This window comes from Brevibacillus sp. FSL K6-6036 (assembly GCF_037964015.1).
GTDB classification, from domain to species: domain Bacteria; phylum Bacillota; class Bacilli; order Brevibacillales; family Brevibacillaceae; genus Brevibacillus; species Brevibacillus borstelensis.
On the sequence record NZ_CP150173.1, the window covers coordinates 4905226 to 4928777 of the forward strand.

At 55.2% G+C, this 23552-nt stretch carries 15 protein-coding genes; 8 read left to right on the top strand and 7 right to left on the bottom strand.

Translation table 11 applies throughout. From position 1 onward, the window contains the following. Nucleotides 1-43 precede the first annotated feature (43 nt). The 5 genes from NST37_RS23960 (at nt 44) to lplT (ending at nt 6346) form a co-directional block, all read left to right on the top strand. Nucleotides 44-592 carry a hypothetical protein gene (locus NST37_RS23960; protein WP_003388634.1) on the top strand — a complete coding sequence of 183 codons (549 nt, stop codon included), beginning with the start codon at nt 44-46 and terminating at the stop codon, nt 590-592. 255 nt (nt 593-847) lie between these two features. After that, nucleotides 848-2221, top strand: coding sequence for a HAMP domain-containing sensor histidine kinase (locus NST37_RS23965; protein WP_024984501.1), 1374 nt, complete (start codon nt 848-850; stop codon nt 2219-2221). A 30-nt stretch (nt 2222-2251) separates the two neighbouring features. Next, entirely contained in the window at nt 2252-2893 is a 642-nt protein-coding gene (locus NST37_RS23970; protein WP_031932518.1) for a response regulator transcription factor, read from the top strand. Nucleotides 2894-3035: 142 nt separating this feature from the next. Continuing rightward, complete coding sequence (locus tag NST37_RS23975) at nt 3036-5147, top strand: AMP-binding protein (protein ID WP_003388637.1); 2112 nt, start codon at nt 3036-3038, stop codon at nt 5145-5147. After that, nucleotides 5147-6346 carry a lysophospholipid transporter LplT gene (gene lplT, locus NST37_RS23980; protein ID WP_031932516.1) on the top strand — a complete coding sequence of 400 codons (1200 nt, stop codon included), beginning with the start codon at nt 5147-5149 and terminating at the stop codon, nt 6344-6346. Before NST37_RS23975 ends, lplT begins: the two co-directional genes overlap by 1 nt. Before the next feature lie 258 nt (nt 6347-6604). Here lplT and NST37_RS23985 read toward each other — a convergent pair whose 3' ends face one another. The 7 genes from NST37_RS23985 to NST37_RS24015 are packed head-to-tail and all read right to left on the bottom strand — an operon-like array spanning nt 6605 to nt 20146. Then, nucleotides 6605-9367, bottom strand: coding sequence for a hypothetical protein (locus NST37_RS23985; protein ID WP_339185952.1), 2763 nt, complete (start codon nt 9365-9367; stop codon nt 6605-6607). Nucleotides 9368-9369: 2 nt separating this feature from the next. Further along, the gene (locus NST37_RS23990) at nt 9370-10632 is read right to left on the bottom strand and encodes a hypothetical protein (protein WP_003388642.1); all 1263 of its coding nucleotides are present in this window, start codon (nt 10630-10632) and stop codon (nt 9370-9372) included. Nucleotides 10633-10644: 12 nt separating this feature from the next. Continuing rightward, entirely contained in the window at nt 10645-11280 is a 636-nt protein-coding gene (locus NST37_RS23995; protein WP_003388644.1) for a hypothetical protein, read from the bottom strand. A 22-nt stretch (nt 11281-11302) separates the two neighbouring features. Beyond that, nucleotides 11303-12586, bottom strand: a complete 1284-nt coding sequence (locus NST37_RS24000) for a vWA domain-containing protein (protein ID WP_003388645.1) — start codon at nt 12584-12586, stop codon at nt 11303-11305. Continuing rightward, a complete protein-coding gene (locus tag NST37_RS24005; RefSeq protein WP_327969830.1) occupies nt 12583-14940 on the bottom strand; it encodes a hypothetical protein in 2358 nt (785 codons plus the stop codon). Before NST37_RS24005 ends, NST37_RS24000 begins: the two co-directional genes overlap by 4 nt. Nucleotides 14941-14959: 19 nt before the next feature. Continuing rightward, the gene (locus tag NST37_RS24010) at nt 14960-18349 is read right to left on the bottom strand and encodes a tubulin-like doman-containing protein (RefSeq protein ID WP_243015012.1); all 3390 of its coding nucleotides are present in this window, start codon (nt 18347-18349) and stop codon (nt 14960-14962) included. Nucleotides 18350-18361: 12 nt separating this feature from the next. Next, a complete protein-coding gene (locus tag NST37_RS24015; protein ID WP_339185954.1) occupies nt 18362-20146 on the bottom strand; it encodes a vWA domain-containing protein in 1785 nt (594 codons plus the stop codon). Between the two features lie 210 nt (nt 20147-20356). Here NST37_RS24015 and NST37_RS24020 point away from each other — a divergent pair, with 210 nt between their 5' ends. The 3 genes from NST37_RS24020 to NST37_RS24030 are packed head-to-tail and all read left to right on the top strand — an operon-like array spanning nt 20357 to nt 23317. Continuing rightward, nucleotides 20357-20560 carry a hypothetical protein gene (locus NST37_RS24020; RefSeq protein ID WP_035991295.1) on the top strand — a complete coding sequence of 68 codons (204 nt, stop codon included), beginning with the start codon at nt 20357-20359 and terminating at the stop codon, nt 20558-20560. After that, nucleotides 20502-21443, top strand: a complete 942-nt coding sequence (locus NST37_RS24025) for a hypothetical protein (protein WP_327985678.1) — start codon at nt 20502-20504, stop codon at nt 21441-21443. Before NST37_RS24020 ends, NST37_RS24025 begins: the two co-directional genes overlap by 59 nt. 14 nt (nt 21444-21457) lie before the next feature. After that, complete coding sequence (locus NST37_RS24030; protein WP_339185957.1) at nt 21458-23317, top strand: SH3 domain-containing protein; 1860 nt, start codon at nt 21458-21460, stop codon at nt 23315-23317. Nucleotides 23318-23552: the final 235 nt, after the last annotated feature.

The window sequence follows — 23552 nt, forward strand, 5'->3', positions numbered from 1 at the left end:
ATCGTTAACAGGTAAATTGACCAGAGGAGCTGCTCTTTTCAAAATGGAAGACAAACATGAAGAAAAATTGAATAAGGCCCAGGAACGGGTCATCGAGACACTAGCCAAGAACATGGAGCTGTATGGGATTACGATGTCTACTGGTCTGTTGTATGGCACAATGCTGTTTCAGGATAAAGCCATGACCTTGGACGAGATGGGCGAAGCGCTCGGCATGAGCAAAACGAGCATGAGCACAGGTGTCCGCACCTTGATGGATTTGCAGATGGTGGACAAAATCTGGAAAAAAGGCACACGGAAGGATCACTACGAGGTCAATCTGGATTGGCACCAGACCTTTATTGATTTCTTCTCCTTGAAATGGAGAGCTGCTTCCGAGCAAAATGTGCATGCGATGAAAAAGTCCCGGCTGGAGCTCCAATCCCTGCTCCAGAACGAAGAGCTTTCCGAAGATTTAAAGGCGCGCGTGGAGAGAAGCATCACCCGCATAGACAACGCACTGGCTTACTACGACTGGCTTTCCCGGTTCATCGACACGATGGAGTCGCATGAGATTTTTGAGCTTGTTCCGAAAGATCCGGTAAAAAAATAGAGAAGCACGAAGCAAAGGAAAAGGCTCCTTTCTCTACTTATCATGTAGAAAAAGGGGCCTGTTTTTATTTGTCCATCAGAAAGCTTGAAGCGTTTTGCCGGCGCTTTTCCTTTTCTCTGTCAGCCATGCTTGTTTCCGCTTGATTTTGGACGGGGCGAAGCAAAAGTTTCCGCAAAAGAGAACCTTGCCAATAAGGCGCCTGCCGCTCCGGTACGGTATAATGGAATCTATACAAATGACAGGAGAAAAGCCGCCATGATGGTTCTCATCTTATTGGCCATATGGGCCTTCGGGGCCTTTGTCTTGTACACGGATCCGAAAAACACGTCTACACGCTGGGCCAGCGCCACCGCATTCGTCGGAGGATGCGGGTTCTTGTCCGCCGTATTCGACGAGACGCTCCTGCCGCTCGTAAAGGACTCGTTTCCGCTTTCCGCTGCCCTGTCCGCCGCGCTGCTCATGGCCAGCAGGGTCTCGTCCTTTATCTGTCAGGTGGGCTTGCCTTACGCGTTTCTCATGTTCGCCGTACACTCCGGAGATTTTCTGCGGCAAAAGACCAAGACCATTCTCCAGTATGCGGCTCTGCTCCCGCCCCTGATCATGCTGCTCATCACACCGATCTACCCGGTGCTGCAGTTTGACTACTGGCTGATGGTGGCATGGGTGATTCCGTATTTTATCGCCGCCAGTCTGATCCTCATCTTGCTGTACAAAAAGGAAAAAGACCCGCTCGTGAAACAGAGCAGGCTGTTTACCAATATTCTCGTCATTTTCCCGGTGCTTCTGGTGTTTATTACCATTTACGTGATGCGGACGCAAAACCACTATGAAGCCTGGAGGTACAACAGTCTGATCGTCGGAATTCAGTTTCTTCTGATTTTGGTGATCAGTGTCAAGTACGGCTTTCTCGGAGTCAAATGGCGCGTGGAAAAACGTCGTCTGGACAGCACACTCCGGGCGATGACGTCAGGGGCGCAAATCATTAACCACACCATCAAAAACGAAGTGGGAAAAATCTCGCTCTACACGGAACGGATGCAGGATTATGCGGAGAAAACCAACCAGCCTGCCCTGCAGGAAGATATACAAGTGATCAAGCAGTCCACTTCTCACCTGCTCGATATGGTCAATCGCATCCAAGGGCAGCTTCGGGACATTGCCCTGCGCGAGGAAACGATTCAGCCCGCCGCCTTGATCGAGCACGTCCTGCAAAATTTGCGCCCCCTCGCGGAACAACAGCAGGTGGATATCCGGACAGAGCTGGACGACCAGTGGCTGCTTCGCTGCGATCCTGTGCAGGTACGCGAGATTTTGATCAACCTGACCATGAACGCCCTGGAGGCGATGAAGCAGGGCGGCACGCTAACGCTGCACCTGTTTTTATCCAAGAAACACCTCGTCATCGCCGTAGCCGACACCGGCGTAGGGATCGCCAAGGAAAACCTTCCGCATGTACTCGATCCCTTCTTCTCGACCAAGAAGACGGGGACAAACTTCGGGCTCGGGCTTTCCTACTGCTACAACGTGATGCAAAAACACCAGGGCACCCTGGAAATTTACAGCGTCAAGGACGAGGGAACAAATGTCTTCTTGTACTTCCCGCACCAGCGGGTGGAGTCAGTCGAATAAAGAAAGCACCTGTGAAAAGGAGGGAGACCCATGGAACAAATCCGCGTCTATATCGTGGAGGACGACCCTGTGTGGCGAAAGGGATTGATTGATTTCATCAGCAAGGAGGCCGATCTCTCCATCGTCGGCGAGGCCGCCGCCAAGAACGATGCGCTCGCCTGGTTTCAGGACGGCGAAGCCGACGTCGTGCTGATGGACATCAACCTGACCGAGAACAATCTCGACGGGATCGAAACCGCGCTGGCGCTGACGGAGATGGGCCGCGAGCTGGCCATCATCATGCTCACCTCGCTGACGGCAGAGGAGGTCATCGTCGAATCCTTCTCCGCCGCGGCGGTCGTCAATTACATCAGCAAGTCCAATTTCAAGGAAATACCCGATGCGATCCGCGCCGCCTATCAGCGCCAGTCCGCCATCCATCCCACCGCCGCCGCCGCGCTTCGAAACGAATTCATGCGGCTGAAAAGCGGCGAGGACCAGAAGCTGCTGTCCCCGGCGGAAAAGGACATCCTGCAGCTCATCCACCAGGGCCAGACGCAATCCCAGATTGAGCAGACCCTGCACATCACCAAGCGCACGATCAAAAACCACATCAACCGCATCCTGAAAAAAATGGGCGTCAAAACGAGCAAGGAAGCGGCGGCCAAGGCCAAACAAAAAAAGCTGTTTTGAGCGGCTTTCCAGCTCCTCACAGCCTTATCCGGTAGTCTTATGACCAGGTACCAATGAAAGTTGGTACTTTTTTTACTTCTGGCGCCGCGTAGAATGAGAACTAACAAGACCGGTCCTTATCACAAGAAAAGGTGTGGTTCAGATGGTTCTCATTTATACCTTTATCAAATGGCTTCTGATGCTCTGGTTTCGCCCGCGTGTCCATGGCCTTGGCAAGCTGGATCTCTCCCAGCCGGGCATCATCATTCCCAATCACGTCTCTTTGTTGGATGCGGTGCTCCTGTCCTTCTGCCTTCCATCCAACACGACCTTTGTAGCCAATACAGAGATCGCAAAAAAGTTTTCACTTTTCCTGCGTTTCCGAAAACATATCACCGTTGACCCGATGAATCCTTATTCCATTCGCCATATGATCCGCGTCGTCAAAAACGGCGATTCGCTGGTAATCTTCCCGGAAGGCCGCATCACGACAACCGGCGGCCTGATGAAGATCTACAGCGGCGTAGGCTATCTGGCGATGCGAACCGGCGCTACCGTTTACCCGGTCATCATCCAGGGCCTCGAGCGCTCCGTATTCTCGTATCTGAAAGGCAAGCTGCGCATCGTCTGGTTCCCGAAGGTAGACATCACGGTCGGCACTCCATTTACGATGCATAAAAAGGAAAACGTCTCGATGCGGGAGCAAAAGGCAGCCGGAAGCGACCTGATCCTGCGCACGATGCAGCGCGAGCTGTTCCAGGCTCGGATGAAACAGAATGTAAACATGTTCAACGAAGCACTGGAGGCTTCCAGGATTCACGGCAAAAAGCTCGTCATCGCCAAAGACATGACATCATCCATCAACTACCGGACGCTTTTCATCGGCAGCTATCTGCTCGGCGACAAAATGCAGAACCTGTTGAAAGGCGAGCGGACGGTAGGTGTGCTCCTGCCGACATCCGTCGGGCATCTGGTTACACTGTTTGCCCTGTTCCGGATCGGCGTGACCCCGGCGATCCTGAATTTCTCGCTCGGCATCCGCTCGCTTCTGGATTGCTGCGAAACGGCCGGGATCAAAACAGTATTGACCTCCCGCGTGTTTATTGAAAAAGGAAAGCTGCAGCATCTGATTGACGGACTGGAAGGGCGCGTACACATCGTTTACCTGGAGGATGTCAAGGCGTCCGCTACGACAGGCAACAAGCTTTCCGCCCTGGTCTCCTACCTGACCGGCAAGCGGTCAAAGGCTGAGACAAACGAGCTGATCCTGTTTACCTCCGGCAGCGAAAGCAAGCCGAAGGGCGTCGTCCTGACGCATACCAACCTGTACGCCAACATCATGCAGGTAAAAAGCGTGATCGATCTGACGAACCAGGACAAGATTTTAAACGCGCTGCCGATGTTCCACAGCTTTGGCCTGACGGCGGGTTCGATGCTGCCAGTCATCGCGGGCATTCCGGCCTATCTGTATCCGAGTCCGCTTCATTACAAGGTCATCTCTGAGCTGTGCTACGACCAGAACATCACGCTCATGTTCGGGACATCGACATTCCTCGCCGGCTACGGCAAATATGCTCATCCGTACAACTTCTACTCGCTCCGCTATATTTTCGCCGGAGCGGAAAAGCTGAAGCCTGATGTACGGCAGATGTGGATGGACAAATTCGGGGTACGCATTTTCGAAGGCTACGGTGCGACAGAGACATCCCCGATCCTCTCGCTGAACACGCCGCTGGCCAACAAGCCGGGTACGGTCGGGCGTCTCTTGCCCGGCATGGAATACCAGCTAGAGCAGGTAGAAGGCATCACCCAAGGCGGCGAGCTGCTCGTCAAAGGCCCGAACGTCATGAAGGGCTACCTGATTCACGGCAAAGGGTTTATTCCCTGCGAGGAATGGTACCACACAGGCGACCTCGTGGAAGCCGATGCCGACGGATATTTGACCATTCAGTCGCGTCTGAAGCGCTTCGCCAAAATCGGCGGAGAGATGGTTTCGCTCAATCTCGTGGAGGAGCTGGCTGCCCAGTGCTTTGGCCATTCCGATTTTGCCACCGTCACGATCAGCGACGCTCGCAAAGGAGAGCGCATTCTCCTCTACACGACAGATGAAACGGCAAAGCTGGATCGGCTGCGGGCTTACCTGGCGGAGAAGCAATTCTCTCCCCTGCTGCTCCCGTCCTCCATCCGCTGGACCAAAGCGCTGCCCTTGCTTGGCAGCGGAAAAACGGACTACGTCACGCTGAAACAAATGGCTGAAAAAGGAGAACCCGCATGATGAAAAATCGAATGCGACCGCTGCAGGCCCTCTACTTTACCCAGTTCCTGTCTGCCTTTGCCGACAACATGATCCTGTTTGTCATCGCCAATTTGCTGCAGGACAACGGCTTTTCACCCGTGATGCTGGCGCTTGTTTCGATGGCCTTCTTTCTTCCTTATATCGCTTTGGCCCCGCTCGTGGGGCCTTTCGCCGACAAGCATCCGAAGTCGCTCGTGCTGGTGGTTGGCAATCTGATCAAGGTGCTGGGTGTCCTGATTCTTCTGGTTATTGACCAAAGCAGTATCCTGATGCTGATGCTCGCTTACTTTACCGTCGGGGTGGGGGCGGTCGTCTACTCTCCCGCCAAGTACGGCATCCTGCCGGAGCTGACGCAAAATGAAGACCAGCTCTTCCATGCCAACGCCCGCATCGAAGCGTATACGATCATCGCCATTTTGACCGGGATCGGGGGCGGCGGCGCGATTGCCGCCATGACCCCCACCCTCGTATCGTCCGCCATTTGTCTGGTTCTGTACGGCTTGTCCGTGTTGATGACGTTCAACATCCCGAGGATCAACGGAAACGCAATGATTCGCTACGGCACGGAAACCCGTTTGTTCTTTGCACACTTCCGGCAGCTGCTCAGAAAGCCGGAGACCGGATTCGCCATTATCGGAACAGGCGCCTTTTGGATGAGCTCCTCGGTCCTTCGCGTAGCGGTTATCGCCTGGATTCCGATCGCGCTCGGGATCGATCCGAAAAGCTCTGCGGTCTCGCTGATTTTGGCAACGACATCCATCGGGATTATCGCCGGTGCGTTTCTCGCTCCCAAGCTGATTCCGCTGCAGCGGTTTTACCGCTCGATCATGTACGGCTTTCTGATGTTTGTGCTGATCCTGCTGTTCCCGCTGTTCCATATCACGGCGGTTGCCATCCTGTTTTTGCTCCTGGTTGGCTTTATGGGCGGCGTGTTTATCGTCCCGATGAACACCGTCCTGCAGGAGGAAGGAAAGAAGATGGTCGGTACGGGAAAAACGATTGCCATTCAGAACTTTGTCGAGAACGCGCTCATGCTGGTTGGATCGGGTATCTACTACGTCATCATCTATCTCGGCACAACCGTCAGCGGCGCGATCATTGCCCAGGGTCTTGTTCTGCTGGTGTTCCTGCTGTATCTGGCCGGGCAGACCAAACGGCTGGCGGCAACGCGGATGTAGGGCCGCCAGCGTGCATCCCTGTTTTACAAAAAAAGAAAGCCGTGACTGTTCTGGTCACGGCTTTTGGCTTGCTGTTTATTTGGTTTTGCGATGACGTAGTGCTGCTTCCATTCGAGCTTGCACGTCAAAATGGGCAGCTTTGGTTTGTGTACGGTATGTTTGCTGGTGCGTCTTTTTGCGTATAATTTGCTGTACCGGCGGTTCGTGACGGATTGTTCGTACGTTTGTTTACCGCTATCCGGAGCCTGTAGGCAGTGCCTAAGGGGGCGACGGCGAGGACTGCCCATCGCCTGTTTTTGGCGTCGGGCTTGTATTTGGACCGTTTTCCCCGGTGCCGGAGCTTCCGGCATTTGACTCATCCTTGGTAGTACCGGCACTTCCGGTTTTGCCAGTATCCCCGGGACTGTTCGTATTTTCGGTATTACCGGTATTTCCCGTGTTTTCAGCGTTTCCGCTATTTCCAGCATTTCCGGTACTTCCAGAATTTCCGGTGGTACTTCCACCATTTCCGGCATCCCCGGTATTTCCAGCATTCCCGGCATCTCCCGCTGGGGTACCATTTCCAGCAGGCAGCATCGGTCCGTAGATCCGAACAGGCGGATTGCTTGCCTCACCGCTGCCCGGCACGGACACGCCTGTACCGGGGTTGCCGGTCCCGCCTCCAGATGCAGGGTGGCCTGCTTCTCCGGTGGCTGGCGTCGTTTGTTTTGACGTATAGAGCATAACACCGCCGACAGAGCCTCCGGCTACAAGCAGGGCCGTGCCGATGACCATGACGCCTGTATGCCGCCGGAAGAGGCGCACCAATCCATTCGAGCTCTCGTTTCGCACCTCGTCCAGCACCCTCCGAAAGTCGGCGTTTCGAACGGCGTACCATTTCTTCCGCCAAGCCTTGTCGCGCAGCCTTTGTCCCTTGTCTTCGAGGAAATACCGCTTTAGCGCCGCTCGGTAACCGGGCGCGAGGGCTTTCCCGTGGAAGAAGCTGCGTTCCGTAATCGTCCACTGGACAAACGGATACACGCTTTCTTCCCCGCCCTTTTCATGGACAAAGGAAAGCATTCTGTCATACGGCGTATCGTGGATCGGCTGGGAGTCTGCCTGATAAAACGCAAGCCATACCATCGGAAAGCTCCGTTGGTCCAGCTTTTCCCCCAGGAGCCTTCTCAAGAGGCGCTGCTGTTTGTCGATCTCGTCCGGGTCAAAGGAGCGGAAAAACTCCTCGGGGGGCGGAATCACCTCGGCCTGCTCCAGCGCAGCCAGATTCATCAGCAGATCGTACGTTTCCCTGCTTTCCAGATCGAGCTCTCTGGCAAACGTTTGCGGCTTATCCTCCAACAGTTCGACGATCCCCTCAAAGTCTTCGCGGGACAGCGTCTCCAGGTTGACGTATTTCAACAGGCAGCGGTCGATCTCGTCCAGCGTTTCCCGGGCGTAGTCGCTGCTCTCCCGCGACTTCCGGAAAAATCGGTGGATCTGGGATGCTGCATCAGTTTTTTGCCCGCTTCCGCGAAACTGCGCGAGCAGCTTGTTGCGCGTCGCCTCCTTGAAGAACGGGTTTCGCAATGCCTCCGGCGCATGTTCAGCCCAGAAGCCGATTTCCTTCAATACGTCCTCGATGCGGAGCGCAGCCTCCAGCCGTTTGGCCAGATACTCCTCAAACAGCGGCTTCACGAATTGCTCATGCCGCAACGCCGTACTCATGACCAGCGAAAACATCTCCGGTTCGGCGGCCAGATGCTTGTACACCTCGCCTAAGTACTTCCCGGGCTGCATCAGCCTGCCTTTCAGCAGCACGTCCATGAGGTACAATACCATCTCTTTTTGCTTGCTGCGGGGCTCGACGACGCGGCCGGATTGGATGATCAGCCGCACGAGCTCGCCAGCAGGCAGCACGCGGGCCGCGACAGCCGCTTTTTCTTCGCGAAACAGGCCGACGAGCAGCTCTTGCAGCCGCTTTTTGTTTTTCAGTTGGCCATTCTCCACATAATTCAGGATGACCTGCCATACAGCTGCGCGGTTCTTTTCGTATACGGCCATTCTGCCCTTTTCGATCAGAAACAGCGGGCACAGCTCGTAATACGCAGCCAGCCGCAAGCCAGCTCCGCTCTCGTCGCCGGCCAGCACCTCTTCCGCGAACTGATAAAAATCCGCCAGCACATGCGGCTCATTCAGATACGTCCAGGCAAAATCGAGATATTCGTGTTCGCCCTCCTGCAAATCGGCATTCCAGATGCGCTTGTTTGGCAGATCGAACAAAAATTCCTTGTCGATGTGGCCGGCTCCGGGACGGATGCTGCCTTTTTGCACAAACATGACGTTGATGTGCTTCTTGCTTTGCGGTTCGTTGCTGTAGGTCAGAAAGCCGATGTGCCTGCGCATCTCGTAAGGCAGGCAGCCGTAGAGGATTTCCATCAGCTCCCTCGCGGATGCGGCTGCTGTTCCAACCTCGCCGTCCAGGCTGACAAACACCTTTTTCTTCGCCGAGAGCGACATCATGACGGCGTACAGCAATTGCTTGAAGGTCCGTTCATCTACGCCGAGCCGGGCCAGTGCCCGTTTCCTGTCTCCCGGATCGCCCTCCCGGTACGGGATGTCCTCAAGCGATGGCAAGTCCTTCCCCGCTGTCTCGTCATGCTTGCGGTCAAAGCCTTCGATTCCGAAGATTTTGCGGGGGCGCAGGCAAAATTCGTCCCGGCGAAGGGCCGGGATCACGTAGTTGTGGGAAAAAAACGTATTGCGCTGTCCGGTAAAATCGGCGCCGGCATACACGCTTTGACCGATCACCAGCTCCCCCGTCTCGGCCCGGAAGCAGATCAGCGCATCTGGGTACTCCCGCGGGTCCGCTTCTCTCTCCTGGAGCTCCCGCGGGGCGTCGTATACGCAGAACGGGTGGAGCGCCTTCTTGATAAACGAATTGTCCAGCCTCGGGGATTTGGCGACGGTATCGTACCCCTCGTTGGAGCGGAAAATGCCTTGGCGCCCGCGCGTGTAGTATTGCTGCTCGATCAAATGCCGCGTCACAATCACTCTCTCCCCTCGATGTAGTCCAGTTGGTGCAGGAGCCAGATAAACGGCTCATCTACCCGGACAGGCGTGACGACTCCGCTCACCTTCTGATTGACCGGATTGCTTCCCAATGCGGATACGGCAAAAAAGGCGGTATTGGTGAAGTAGACATCCAGCGCGTCCTTGAACGGCCGATCCACTTTTTCGATGAACCGGCGAATCTCCCCGTTGATATTTTCAAACTCGGTCAGATTCAAATGCTTCTCATGAACATAGTTGCGGAACACATTGCTGTTGGATTTGATGTACTCCCCGTCCTCTTCCTTCAGGAGGTGCAGCATGTCGCTTTTGGTCAGCACGACTGCCGTCGGGATGTGCGTCTTGCTTTCCTGCTCGTACCCGATGAAGTTTTCAAACATGGTGATGACAACCTCGCGCGGCTCGTCGTACTTGGCGGTAAACTCTCCGGGCTCATCCCCTGCATTCAACTGGATTTTGTCGCGAATCTTCCGGATCTGCAGCGGGTCTACGAGGAACAGGATGCCCGAGGAATTTTTCACGTGGGCCGCATAAATCTCCAGATACTCCCGGTCGACCATGCCCTCGCCTGCGACGTCAAAAAAGACGAGAATCAGCGGTGCGCGCTCATTGTCCTTGAAGATGAACTGGAATATAAACGGCTCCTGCCGCTTCTCTTTTTGCGTTGAGTCAAGAAGCTGCCCGCGTTCGAACAACGGTGCCTCGTAGTTTTCCCGGAACTTCCGGCTGATTTGGGCATTCAGCGGCATGCAGGCGGCGTTAAAGTGATTGGCCGTCGTGTTTTGCAAGGTATGGATCAATGACGTCATGTAGACGGATTTGCCCACCTGGGAGGCACCCACGATGGAGATGATGTTGCTGGGGGCTTTGCCGGCCGTGATCGGCAGCTCGTTGTGGCATTTGGGGCAAAGCCTCCGCTTGGTGACGACACCGTACTTGTCCGTCAGGCCGACCAGCACGTTGTCGACGACGATCCGGTTTTCCTCGGGAATTGTTACGGGATCGATCACAGCCTCGATCTCCTCGATGTCATCGAGACCGAACTTGTTTCGGTACTGGTTGAGGATCACGTCCTCCTGCAGGGCGTAGTCCTCGTCGTCCTCGCGGTGGTGAGCCGCGCGAAAGACCACCTCTTCCGGAGAATACTTGGAAAAGCAGTACGGGCAGACGATATCGTAAAACGGAAGCCTTTCCTTCTGGGGCGGCTTTTTGTCAAACATGTTTTTGAGAAACGTAAGCATCTCCGTTCCCTCCTATTCGGGAATCAGTTCGTAGAGTTCCCCGTATTTTTTTCCGTCGGTAAAAAACAGCCGGATGTAGTCGTTTTTTCCGATTTCGATCTCCGGCATCAGGTTCTCTCCGGGCTCCAGGTCGGAAATGAACGCGTACTGCGTCCCGTCTTCCTTGTTTGCCGGGTAGGAGCCTTCTTTTTTGACGTAGCAAAGCACGTCCCTGGAGATCGGCAGCTCGGAAAAAATCCGGATCTGAATCGATTGATACGGGCGAAACCAGCTCTTCCTGCGCTTTACGGAATAATAGATTTTCGCCTTTCCCGTGCTGACGCGGCCGATATGATCCTCCCCTGCGGGAATGAGCATGACCGGCTTGCCATCTCTCAGCTCGCAGGGGAAAATCCGATAGGCGTAGCGTCCGATTCCTTCGACTGGCTCCCGGTAGCCCCTGTTTGCCTTGTATTCCTCCCGGGTGTACAGCTTTACATCCCGTTGCGTGAGCAAAAAGGGATCGAACGGTTCATCCAGCCGCGATTTATGCACGTAGACACAGGGAACCGACTCTGGCCAATGCCAGTTGATGACGCATTCGCTCCCCTGCACCTGGCAGGAGACGGACTTGATCAGCCGGTTATCCGTTTCTTCCATTTGTATCATCAGGCATCATGCTCCCACTCTACTAGTCAAACCGCTTCAGGCCTGGCGTTTTCGCATCGAGGCTGCTATTTGGCGAATACCTCCGCCTCGAAAAGCTTCCCGCGTCAGAAAGCTGGCCGCTTACGGGCGCCGGAATGTTTATGGTGAACAGCGTCAATACGAGCGCCAGCAAAATATCTGCAACCAACCGCAGCACCGGACCAGGCAGGCCGGTGGAGGCAAAGCCCATTTCCAGCACCAGACCGGCCAAAAGTCCGGCGACCGCGCCGCCGATGGAAAAGCTTTTGGCGATGTGCTTGTTATCGAATATGAGTCCAAGTGCGAGCCCGAGCAGCGCGCCAGTCGCGGTCAACAGCAGAACCCGTTCTACCGCGTACAGGAGACGGCCGCTGTCGCTTCCGTTCCGCTCACCCATCAGGTTGCGGTCCTGCCTGTTCAGCTCGTAAATCTGGCCGAAAGCCGAAGTCAGCTGCTCGGCGTTTTGCACATCGGTATACGTACCGCCGGTCTCTGTCGCAATCTGTTTCAAAAGCCCGGTTCCGTCAGCGCTGACCGCACTCATCCCTACCGTATGGATGGGAATGTGCTGGTCGCGGAACGGAGGAAGCGTTTTGTCCGTATCTACTCTGCTAAACCCGTCCGACATCAGTACAACGGTGCTGTTGCCCGCTCCCGAAGCAGGGTCCCGGATCAAATTCAGCGCCGTTTCCAGAGCCGCGTCAATGTTGGTGCCGCCGCCTGGTCCATCGTGATTTTCAAGCTTGTCGATCACGCCTTGCCTAACCTTGCTGTCTCCGAGCGAAACCATCGGCTGCAGGACGCTGGCCTCGTCGTTAAAGCCGATGATGGCGACCTGCATATCGTTGTCCATCCGGTTTACGACATCGGCTGCCGCCTTGAAAAGCTGGCCGTCGGGGTCGGTCTCCCGCATGCTTCCCGAGGTGTCCAGCACCATGACGATGCTGTCCGCGCCGCTGGAGCGCTGGATGTTGGAGCCGTACAGCAGTTGGAACAGCAGACCGGCCACGCCCAGCATGATAAATGTTGCCGGTACGAGCATTTTCCAGGAAAAACCGGCATAGCGCTGCCTCCAGCCCGTACCGTTCACTCTGGGTGAAATCATTTCAGCAATCAGACAAAACAGTCCGACGAAGAAGGCGAACTGTCCGATATACAGGCCCATCAGCAGCCATTGCGGCATCTCGCCGGACAGCTGGTGCAGAATGATTTCCCCCACACCAAACCCGATGAGACCGCCAATCGTACTGAGCAAGACCATCAGCATGCTGATTCTTTTTTGACTCATATGGATACCCCCTTTTCCCGGCGGTGAAAAACAAAGCCGTTCGCCACATAGGAGTCGTAATATTTCTTGTTGTTGCGGTAGTACATCAGGTCACCCAGTCCGAAGCCGCCCATCAGGTGCAGCTTTTCGATGCCGCTTGTGCCCGCTTCGTGTATACACCCCTGCTTGCAGGTCCGCAGTCCCTGACCCTTCTGCATCACGTATTGGATAAAGTCGCTGTCGATGTCCGCGAAAAAGTACTTTTCTTCGTAGCGGTGCTTTTGCGAAAAGTGGAAGACCTCTACATGCACCGATGCTCTCTCCTCCAGCGCGCGGTCGAGATCCTCGAACAGCTCTTCCTTGGTCAGAACGTCTCTGTTCTCGTAGGCAACCGCCACATTGGCCCGGGCCAACAGCTCGTCTTCGAACGCCAGGGCAAACAGCGGGCTGCTTAAAATCTCCTGGCGGCACAGCGCGGAGAGCCGTTCGATCAGAGCCGACGATTCCGTTTGTCCGCCGTTTAAGATGCTCGCCTTTTGTCCAAGATAGCGATCCTCCCAGTAAAACAAGGGCCCTTTCTTTGCTTCGAGAGAGCGGATCGCCTCCCGGACAAGTGTGCCGTAATACTGGTCGATGTTTTTCCCGAGGTAGTCGGTCGCTTCCTTGACGCTTTTTTGCGCGAGCTCGCGGAGCTGCTTCTGCAGTCTTTCGAGCTGTCCCCATTCCTCCGCAAGCTGGCGGTGCAGCTCTTCTGCCTGCTGCTCGCAGTCCCGCAGCAGCCGAAGCTCCATTTCCAGTCCGAGCATTTCGTACCGTTTTCCGTAGACGAGCGGCAGCAGGTGGCGGATGAAATTTCTGACCCGGTCTTTTTCCCTTGTGAAAAACCCGCCCTTTTTAAAATCCTGCTCCTCGACTCGCTGCCGGTACAAATCCTCCCATTCGGCTCTCGTTTCTTCCAGCAGGCGGGCCGTCTCCCTGATTCTTGCCAAAAGCTCGCCGCGAATGGTGGGGAGCATCTCGTTTCCCGAAGTGAGCTGACAGGCCGCATACGGGCCGCAGCGCGGATCTTCCGCGACGTTTTCCCAAAACAGTCTGGCGAATTTCTCCTTGATTTGCAGGCTCTCCAGCTGTTTGCGGGCACGCTGCTCAAAATGCGTCTCGAAAAACGCTTGGCTGCTCCCTTGAAACAAGGCATGCTCCGCTTCTCTGAGCGTCATGCTCCTAAGCTCGGCGTAGCTGACTCCCGTCGCCATCAGGCCCGTCATTTCGTCAAGCTTGCCGCCGTCCGGCAAAATCGACTGAACGCTGCGAAGGATGTGGCGGGGTGCCAGCTCCAGCCGTTCCATCAGCCCGGCCGGATCGGGCAGGGGAGACGTCTTCATTCTTTCCAGAAGGTCGTCGTACACGTGCGACAGCACCGTCAAGGCGATCGCATCCTTTGGCTGCTTGACCTTGGAAAAACCGGCCGTGGCAAAGGCTGTCTGCACGTTGTCCACGGTGATGCTGCGGGTAAACTGGTGCTTGTTGTAGCTCTCGTTGCCTTCGCCCAGCTCCGGCTCTGCGGGTTTGTTGTTCAAAAGCACGAGACGGCTGATGATTTCGTAGTTGTCCTTTTGGCCGTTCTCGGCAAACAGGCCCCGCTCATTTTTGTCGCTGAGCAAATAAATCAGCGAAAACAGCGGGCTTCCAGCGTGAGCCACCTCAAGGGTCACGTGATCCTCCGTCACCTGCAGCGATTCTTTGAACCGGTAATCGCTCCGCTGATAATTCGTCAGCTCCTCCAGAAAGCTGACCGAAAGCGATGCGGAAAATCCGAAATCGTCGCCGCTGCTCTTCTCCTGGATCAAGGCGTAGAGATCGATAGAGACGTATTTGAACACCTCGGACAAATAGCTTTTCATCAGCAGGACAAGCTCCGGCACCAGCACGTTGGCCGGGTCATCGGCCCGCGTCACGACCGCAATGTTTACGTGCTGGACGGATGGGCAATGCCCTCCCGCCTCGGCGAGATGAATGCTGACTTTCTTCATGACCTTGTTGATCTCGACGCGCAGCGGCTCCTGCTGGTAAAACTGGCTGTATATGTCGCTTCGCAAGGTTTGCCTGCCTGCGAGCGGCTCGGGCAGCCGGCAACCGTACACACGGGGTTCGGACAGCGTTTTGCCTGAGCTCGCGTGTAAATAGAGCGCCCCTGCGTGGTTTTTCCACTGCCGTTCATTCAAGGAATAAACAGCCTGGAGCGCTTCCAGGCTGTTATCCCCGATGAAGAGGAACAGCACGGGGTTTTGTATGCTTCGCTGTCCGTTTCCGCTATCCAGTTGTGTGTCGAGGTCCGAGGCGTACTGCGTTGCGAGCTGTTCGATCAAATCCCTCATGCTTCCTCCTCATGTCCGGCTATTGCAGTGTTTTGCGCATGTCGTTTACTTTTGCCCACACTTTTTTGTAAAAATCGTAGAGCTCCTCGCCATTGACGTACTCATCCCGGTCGTATTCCAGATCGTTCTTCACTTCCTGGAAGGTGGCGGCGATCTCATCCAGCTTGCCGATCAGGGCCTGCGTATCCTCGGAGAGCGTCATGGCGTCGCTTCGCTTGCTCGCCTTCCGCTGCAGGCTGGTCAGGCGTTTCGGCTCCAGACTGCGGAGCTGCTCGTAGATCGCGTACTCCACGTGCTTGTTCACCTTCATCAGATTGACGAAAGGCTCCCACGCCTCTTCTTCCTCGTCCTTGTCGTAGACGTACAAGGCTCCCTTTTTGCAGATCGTGCTGGTGTACATCGCTTCGATGAACAGGTTGAGCAGCTCTTCTTCGCCCTGCATCGCGCTGACGATGCTCTCCAGCTCGCCGATTTTCCCCTCGATCTCTTCGTATTTGCGGACTTCCTCCTGCATCAGGCGGATCAATTCCGGGTAGCGGATGAAGTTTTCCTTCGCCATCTCTTCATTGGTGCTGCCGAAGATGTCTTTGGTGTACTCTTTCTCCAGTCCGTCCTTCATAAAGCCTTTCAGCTCGGCCAGGCAGCGCTTGATCTCGCCCGGGCTTGCCTTTTTGGCTTCCCCGTCCATTCCGCAGCCGGCGAGGAATGCTTTCAGCTCAAACGGCTTCGTGATGACGCACTCGTATCGGCTGCTTGTTTGGCTGCCCGTTCCCTTTTCGCGGATGCAGCCGTAGCGCACTGCATGGTCGAACAACTGCCGCACTCGCGCGTTGTACTCCCGCACGCGATTGTTGACGTAGACGTCTCCCCAGGATTTTTCCGGAATCGGGGACGGGAGGTAGGTCCAGTTGTTTTTCTCCGTCTGCACGAGGTGGCGGCCGATGCCCTCTTTTTCCAGAATGGTGCGCTCGTAGCTTTCCTCGTACACCTTCAGCGGCGTGTAGACAAACAGCGGAATCCCGTTCTTCGTGTTGAGCCAGAAAATCCGGTTTTTGACCTCGCTTTCCTTTACCGTAAAGCGGGAGCCGCTGATCGAGGTGTTCTGGTAGTTCTTGATCCCCTTCAGGATGCCCGGAGCCTTCACCGGCACCGACACGAAGCCCCAGGACGGGAAGTGCAGGTTGCCCAGATTGTTGCTCAGGTGGAACACCGGGATCGCCTCTTCATCCAGCTTGCCGGCAATCTTGCGCTCGACGATGCGGTCCAGCGTCTCGTCCTGGCCGTACTTGATCACGAGGAAGTCTTCCATCGACTTGGTGATCAGGTCGCCGAACTTCTCCGACAAAAACTCGCTGATCGCGCTGACGATGTCCAGCTCCTGCTCCTTCACCCACTGATCGGAGCGCTTCAAAAGCTCGCTGGTGAAGTCGCGGATCAAATCCTCCGCCTCTTTCTCCTCCATGATCTTGTTGATCACCTTGGCGATGTCGGGAACGCCGACGACATTCCAGTAGTACGTTTTGTTGCCGGTGCGGTCGACCTCTTCGCTGCCGTTGATCAGGATGTCGCCGTTCTTCTCGAAAATTTGGTTCAGCGTGTTGAGAATTTCCGTAAACACGTTGTAAATCCGGTTGTTCTCGTCGTTGAGCAGGCGGTACAGCTCTTCGTAGAACTCGATCATTTGCTCCAGCTTTTCCTGGTCGGCCAGAAGCTGGTATTCATTGATCTTGGCTTCGATGTAGGCGTTCTTTTTCTTTTCCTTGGAGATAAAGGCGCTGCGGGCGTCGCCCAGCTTTTCGTTGGCGTTCTCTCGGGCGCCCTCGATCTCGCGCGGATAGCTTTCCAGATTTGCCTTCAGTGTCTCAATGTAAGACTGGATCATTTTCAAAAGGCAGTAGCCTTTGTCCGAATGGATCAGCCGGGATGCGTAAAACGGTCCCTGCTGCGGGTGCAGGAAGACGCGGGTGATCATTTCGCCGAAGGTGGCGGTCAGCTCTCCTGGAAGCTGCTTCTTGCTCTTGATGTACTCCTCGCGCGCTTTGGCCAGATAGCCCTGCTCCAGCTCGTGGTCGATGCTGACGACCTGCTGGCTGATCACGTTGCTATAGTTCAGCCGTTCGCTGTTTTCATAGCCGGGCAGCGGATCGGGCACGCGCTCCTCGAACTTGCGGGAAATGGAGTCGACGTCAATGCCCAGCTTGCGCGCAAACTTCTCGGCGTCCTCCTGAGTCGGAGCGACGGTAAACATGTTCTCCATTTTCTTGAACAGGCGGTACGCCAGATAGGTCGTCATCTCTTCGATCGGCAGCACAGCCGATGATGCGCCGATGACGTTGTACTGGTAGTTGGCCGCGTATGCTTTTGGCATCTGGTTGATATTGGTGCGAATGTTGCTGATATAGTCGTGAATGGCGAATTCCTCGCCAGACCGTTTTTCCTCGCTGGCCATGAAGTTGGTGATGTTCTCCGCCGTCACGTTCATGCAGTAGTCGTAGGCGTTTTCCAGCGCCTTGCCTTCCAGGTTGGTGGCGGAAATCAGATGGCACAGGTTAAACGGCGGCATTGGCGACTGGACGGTCAGCACATTGCCGTACTGCTGGCGGAAGCGCTCATTCCGCTCGTCCGCGTTCATCCAGTAATCCAGCTCTTTCAAGGCGGCGTAGCCGTTCTTCATGATGTAGTCGCGGGTGTGCGAGCTGAGGCTCTTGTTGGACAGGTTGACGTCCGGCGTGAACAGATAGCCGAGCGTGTTGACCTTGTCGACGCCCGCGCTGCCGAAGTCTCGCTCCATAATTCCGCGAACGATATAGGCGATGTCGAGGAAGCAGCCGCTGCCTGTTCCGCCGGAAATACCGGTCAAAAGAAAAACCATCAGCTTTTTGTTGGTGCCTTCGGACAGCATTTTGATCTTTTTCTCGATCGTCTGCACGACCTGCGTGATCTTGGTAAACAGAAGCAGGCGGCCAGCCTGACGGACCCCGGACGCGCCGCTGATCCCGTCGGTGATCGTCAGCTCGGGCGAGAGCCAGTCTGTGATGTACGGCTCCAGAATGCTCCTGTTTTGCAGGACGCCGCCGATCTCCGGATTGGACAGCAGGACGAATTCCGTGACCGGATCGAGGCCGATGCCCTTGTACTTCTTGTTGCGGTCGTGCTCGTTTGTCTCAAACGCGATGAACTCGATATTGTCCGGCTTTTCCTTCCGCTTCTTGGAGAGCGGGTCTACCGGCAGCTTGAAGCGGCGGTTTACCTGGTATTTCAGGCGGAGCAGCGCGTCGATCCCCGTCCCGCCGATCCCGATGACGAGCATCGGGTTGTCGATGGTATCGACACGAATCTTGTCGCTGACAATTCCTCCGCCAAGCGATACGTCCAACTGTTGGATATGTTCTCTCACTACTGCTTTCATCTTCGATCACTCCTACACGATGTAATCTACATAAACGGACTTGTTCACGCTTGTCAGTGATATTTTGATGCGGTCGTTCTTTTTCAGCTCTTTGCCCTTGCTGGCATCGAGGACGCGTCCTGCCTTCTCGATCCGGCAGCCGGAGCGGTTCTCAATCAGCAGCGTATCGTTTTTGCCCGGCAGGAAAACCACCTTCTCGGTCTCCTGGAACTCCGGTGCGAGCTGCAAGAGCTGGTGGAGCTTGACCTTTCCTTTAAATGCACTCAGTTTTTTGTACTGCGGGCTCGACTTCTCGCCCGTATCCTCATCGACAATCTCAATGGCGACCTGGCCCGTAAAGCCTTTGTTCGCCTTTTTCCAGGCAGACAGCAGATAGATCGCTCCGGCAGCCACGAGTATCAATCCGACAGCCCCCACGATCACCGCCGTCCACGGAAATGGGCTTGACTCCTCTGTATGTGAAGACGCTGGCGGCTGCGGACTCGTTGCTTTTCCTCCACCCTGCGACGCATCTACGGTAACCGGCTTCGTTTCCCGGTAAAAGCTGGTCTCCTCCGCCCTTACCTTGATCTCGTACCGGCTTGCGGCCGGGATGGTGTAGCTGCCTTCAAACCCGCTGCCGGTGTTCGTCAGATCGATCTCGCTGGTCTGCTTGCTGCTCATATCCTGGACGATCAGCTTGGCCTTCATTTTTTTGTAAAGCTCAGGGCTGACCGGCTGGCCGTTGGTCGACAGCGCCGCCTTGATCGGAATCACATCGCCCGCCTTGTACGTCTTGGACGGGAGCGGCTCCATCTCCAGCCCCACGTCGTAGTTGAAGATCAGATTGACGTTGATTTTGTCCCGGTCGGCACCCTTTACTTGCAGCTTCCATTCCCCTTGGGCAGGCTGCACGAGCTTGAGCAGCGAATACGTGCGGGAGCGGGAGAGCAGGATGTCATTGGACGGAATCGTCAATTCTTTTCCTGTGGGGTCGAATAGCTTCAGCTCGACCGCTTTCCCGGACGTGATCGAGATGTTTGCCTCCAGCACGCTTCCATTCGGAATGGAAATAGGTACCTCCTGGAACTGTCCGTTGGAGGTGAAGTTTTGGACCGGAACGACTTTTACCTTCGCGTGTTTGGCAAAAATTTCGCTTAGTATTTGCGGCAGACTGTCTGCTGTGCTCGTTTCAAAAAACGCGCCGCCTGTCTCCGCGGAAATTTGCTGCAGCGGAGCACGGTTCAGCTTGCCGTCCGCATTCAGCCCGATCGTATAGATGGGATAGCCTTTGTCCTTTGCGGTCTTGACCGCCGCCGCCAGCTCCTGGTCGGATTTCTGCTGGGTACGGCTGCTGGCCGTATTCAAATAGTTGTTGCCGTCGGCCAGCAGCACGATGATCGGAGAGTGGGCCTGGTCGTGCCCGTCCTCCAAAATTTTTACCGCTTCGCCCACTCCGACCGCGATATCGGTGTACGCCCCTTTTTGCAAGCTGTCGATGAATGACTTGATGTCCTTTTTGTCCTGCTCGGAATTGACGTTGACCAGCGCTTTTTCCCGCTCGATCTTGTCCGTGTAGGCGACGACCCCGATCTTGTTCCCCTGGGCCGAGGTCATGTCCACGAACATTTTCATCGCTTCCAGGCTGACGCCGTTTTTGTCGCTTTCCGACATGGAGTTGCTGACGTCCACCACCAGCACGGCGTCCATTTTGTCCGTACCCGCTTGCGCGAATCCCGTGGTTCCTCCCGAGGTCACCAGTCCCAGCAGAAGCCACAGACACAGGATGTATCGAAAGAGTGCTGTCATACGTATCATCTGTTAGAACCTCCGCTTATGTAGATTTTTGTCGAATTCATAGACCGAACGAATTTGGAAGTATTGCAAATGAAGCAATATTATGACAAGATTACCACTATATTCTACACTAACTTGGATGAAAAAGAATCCTTCGGCCTATATAACGTTATACGGGCTACTTCATTTTTTGTTACATAACTCGACAAACCAAGTTGGGAGAATGATAGAATGCTTACCTATTATATCCTTGCCGTGATCCTGCTGGTTTTGGCAGCGCGATACGTCGTGCTCCTTTTGCACAAACGAAAAAACCTGTCTGAAGCGGAAGTCGACCAACATCTGCTTACCTTGTTGAATGACGAGAGGGAATCCTATGAAAAAAAAGCTGGGCGTCCAGTTCAGGAAAAGCCGGAAAACCACACACGCCTTTGAGCGCTTGAAGTACTGCAAGCACTGCGAATCGTACACCGTGCTGGAGCATGAGGAGTGCGATGTCTGCGGCAGGAAAAACAGCTTCCTTTCCCTGCGTCAGCTCTCGCACATCCTCAGCCGCCGCCATTTTCAGAAGCAGCTGTTGATCCTGGGCCTCCTGATCTGTCTGGCCATTCTGAGTGCAGACACGCTTTGGCAGCTCGCAGCCGCAGCCGTTGGCGGAGTCGTATCCCTGCTGTTGTATGCGCTTCTTCAGAAAAAATATTCCATTTACGAAAAAACAAACCATTTTATGAGGTTGATCAGCAAGGAACACGACAAAATCAAGAGCGGTCTGACCCGGAATCTGGTCGAAGTGAACGAGGACGTCGAAGCGGAGCGTTTCAAGGACGCCTACGAAAAGATCAGGGAGGTCGGCTGTCTGTTTCACTCCGATGCCGTCAAGGTGTGCAAAATCATGCTCCTCAATCGCTTCGTCCTGCGCAAGGACATGGAGCTGGAGCTGGAGACGCTGATTCCGTCTACGTATGACAGAGATTTCATCGAGTATCTCGGCGAGGTCCTCAAGGTGCAGCCGTGGCTGTTGAAGAAGTCCGTCATCGACTACGTCATCCGCTACAAGGGGAACATCTTCCTTGAAGAAAACGGCACGCGTGTGATCGGACAGGTGGCGGGCGCCGCGCTGCGGATGAAATCCTATGTCGTCATGTACCAGGATTTCATTTCCGAGTCGCTGGAGTACATCCCTCGGGAGCGCCTGCTGCGTCTGGCCAAGCTGCTCAAAGCGAATCCGGACGAGAATTGGGGCAGTCTGCGCGAAGCCGCCTCCAGCCTGATCGAAACGCGCTATTCATTTGATCCCGACTTTAAAGGTGTGCTGTGAAGGAGTTTGGTGGCATGTTTGTCTCTTCCTATCGAAAGTCGCTCTGGGTCCGCAATGCCCTCTTGGTTCTTTTCATCATCGCCGCGGTCGGGGTCGTCTGGAAAATCGGGTTCAGCCTGTACAAAGTCAGCCTGTATGAAAAGGCGCGGGGCTACTACGAGGAAAACAATCTGCTCCTCGCGGAAGAGACGTTCTCCAAAGCCAATGGCATCACCTCCATCCGGTACGGAGATGAAGCTTGGAGCCGGTCGTTGTCGGGACTGACCACGATCAGGCTGGAGCTGGAATCGCTTGCCCGTCAGGCAGATGCTGCCATAAAGGAACGGGATGACGCGCGGATGCTTGCGATATACGACGGTTACCATGGCATGAAAAGCAAATATGTGAAGCAGCAGGAGCCTCAGACTGTCTCCTTTTTCAAGGCAATATCCAACCGTCTTTCGCTGGAATCGAATATAAACAGCTACTTTTTGCAAGCCATGGAGCTGGCAAAGGGCGCACTGGAGAACAATCTAGCGCAGAAGCGTTACCGCAACGAGGAGTTTATCGCCTCGCTCGCCGCCATCCCCGACGAATACTACGGCGGTACGGACAAAAAAAAGCGGGAGTTGACCCGCTTGTTCCGCTCCTATGATGAAGCGAAGTTTGCTCATTTGACCGCTGCCGGCAGCTTTCCCGAAGTGACGGCAAGCGCGGCGAACAGCTTGCGTGCCTACAAGCAGGCAAGCATCCAGGCAGATTGGCTGGTCGCACTTCTGGAACGGTACGCAAAGGAGGAAATACGCTCGGCCATCCGTCAGGACGATTTGCTTGCCTTCATTGCGCTGGCCAAGGCATATCGAGAGATCCGGGACGTACTTCCTTCCCGCTCCGAAGCCCTCGACCAGATCGACCGTTACATCAGCAGCAAGCTTCGTCAGGCGGAGCGCTATGTCGACGCTCGACAATACGAGAAAGCGATCGAGCTGTATCGGGAGCTGAATGCGCTCGAAGACACCTCCACTCTGATCGCTGAGGCGGAAAGCCGCTGGGTGGACAATGAGCCCGTACGGCTCTTGAGGGAAAAATACCCGGACAAGGCCTATCGGTTCGTCATGTCTGGAGAAAGCCTCTGGGGTTCGCAGGTTTACGCAGTCGGACTCACTGAAGACGACGATCCGCAGCTTTACCTCGCGGCCAAAATGCCGGATGGGAATGTGCTGTATCTGGAGAAATCGGTTGGCTCGGGCGTTGCGCCATCCAAGCTGAGCCTGTCCGAAGCGCTTGGCGAAAAGGAAGCTCCGCTTATCTTTTTGGAGGCCCAAGGGAAGGAGCGCACCTACCTTTACACAGGGTTCGCCCCAGACTTGTTCAGCTCGCGACTTGCCAAAGTCTTTGAAATCGAAGGAGAAGGCTTTGCCGCAGAAAGCCCGGAGCTGATCATCGTTGACAACCCGACAGGCGAAGGGGAAGGCCAGATTGCCTTTTTCAAGCTGGAAGAAAAGGGCCTCGTGTACGAAGGCAAGAAGGATGATTACCTGTCGGAGACGGCGGAAGGCGAGGACAATGCATCGGGGGAAACCGGAGACGATGCTCAGGATGAGTCGCGGCAAGATACACCTCAAGATTCCCGGCACGACCCGCAAAATCAGGGCCGGGGAGACAGAACGCCGACGCCCGGCAAAACATCAGACGGCTCTCCGGCCGCCGAAGAAGCCCCGCCCGATATCGCAAATGCCGGAAATGCGATCAAGATGTACGCAGGTCCTGGCGAACAGTATGAGCAGGTCGGCCAGATTCCCGCGAACGGGTCGGTCACGATTCTCACGGAAGCGGATGGCTGGTACCAGGTGTCGTTTGAAGGGAAAAAAGGGTGGATCAACACGGTTCCGTAGGGACGCCTTCTTGCTTGGCATGGAAGAACGCAGAGATTATTCTGCGTTCTTTTTTTGCTCGGTCGCTTGGCTCCGGCCCTATCGGCATATTTCCCCTTATCGCTTGATCTGTCCCTCCATCCTTTAATTTATAATGGTACCGGCTTCCCTGTTCTTTACAAAGTTTGCGTGCTCTTGCTCTGTCAAATATGGCTTAACTCGCTCTGCGATTAGTACTGGACACCCGGGGTTTTGG

Coding starts and splice junctions, on each gene's coding strand:
- NST37_RS23960 (WP_003388634.1), top strand. CDS start 44: ATGGAAGACAAACATGAAGAAAAATTGAATAAGGCCCAGGAACGGGTC.
- NST37_RS23965 (WP_024984501.1), top strand. CDS start 848: ATGATGGTTCTCATCTTATTGGCCATATGGGCCTTCGGGGCCTTTGTC.
- NST37_RS23970 (WP_031932518.1), top strand. CDS start 2,252: ATGGAACAAATCCGCGTCTATATCGTGGAGGACGACCCTGTGTGGCGA.
- NST37_RS23975 (WP_003388637.1), top strand. CDS start 3,036: ATGGTTCTCATTTATACCTTTATCAAATGGCTTCTGATGCTCTGGTTT.
- lplT (WP_031932516.1), top strand. CDS start 5,147: ATGAAAAATCGAATGCGACCGCTGCAGGCCCTCTACTTTACCCAGTTC.
- NST37_RS23990 (WP_003388642.1), bottom strand. CDS start 10,632: ATGCTTACGTTTCTCAAAAACATGTTTGACAAAAAGCCGCCCCAGAAG.
- NST37_RS23995 (WP_003388644.1), bottom strand. CDS start 11,280: ATGATACAAATGGAAGAAACGGATAACCGGCTGATCAAGTCCGTCTCC.
- NST37_RS24000 (WP_003388645.1), bottom strand. CDS start 12,586: ATGAGTCAAAAAAGAATCAGCATGCTGATGGTCTTGCTCAGTACGATT.
- NST37_RS24005 (WP_327969830.1), bottom strand. CDS start 14,940: ATGAGGGATTTGATCGAACAGCTCGCAACGCAGTACGCCTCGGACCTC.
- NST37_RS24010 (WP_243015012.1), bottom strand. CDS start 18,349: ATGAAAGCAGTAGTGAGAGAACATATCCAACAGTTGGACGTATCGCTT.
- NST37_RS24015 (WP_339185954.1), bottom strand. CDS start 20,146: ATGATACGTATGACAGCACTCTTTCGATACATCCTGTGTCTGTGGCTT.
- NST37_RS24020 (WP_035991295.1), top strand. CDS start 20,357: ATGCTTACCTATTATATCCTTGCCGTGATCCTGCTGGTTTTGGCAGCG.
- NST37_RS24025 (WP_327985678.1), top strand. CDS start 20,502: ATGAAAAAAAAGCTGGGCGTCCAGTTCAGGAAAAGCCGGAAAACCACA.
- NST37_RS24030 (WP_339185957.1), top strand. CDS start 21,458: ATGTTTGTCTCTTCCTATCGAAAGTCGCTCTGGGTCCGCAATGCCCTC.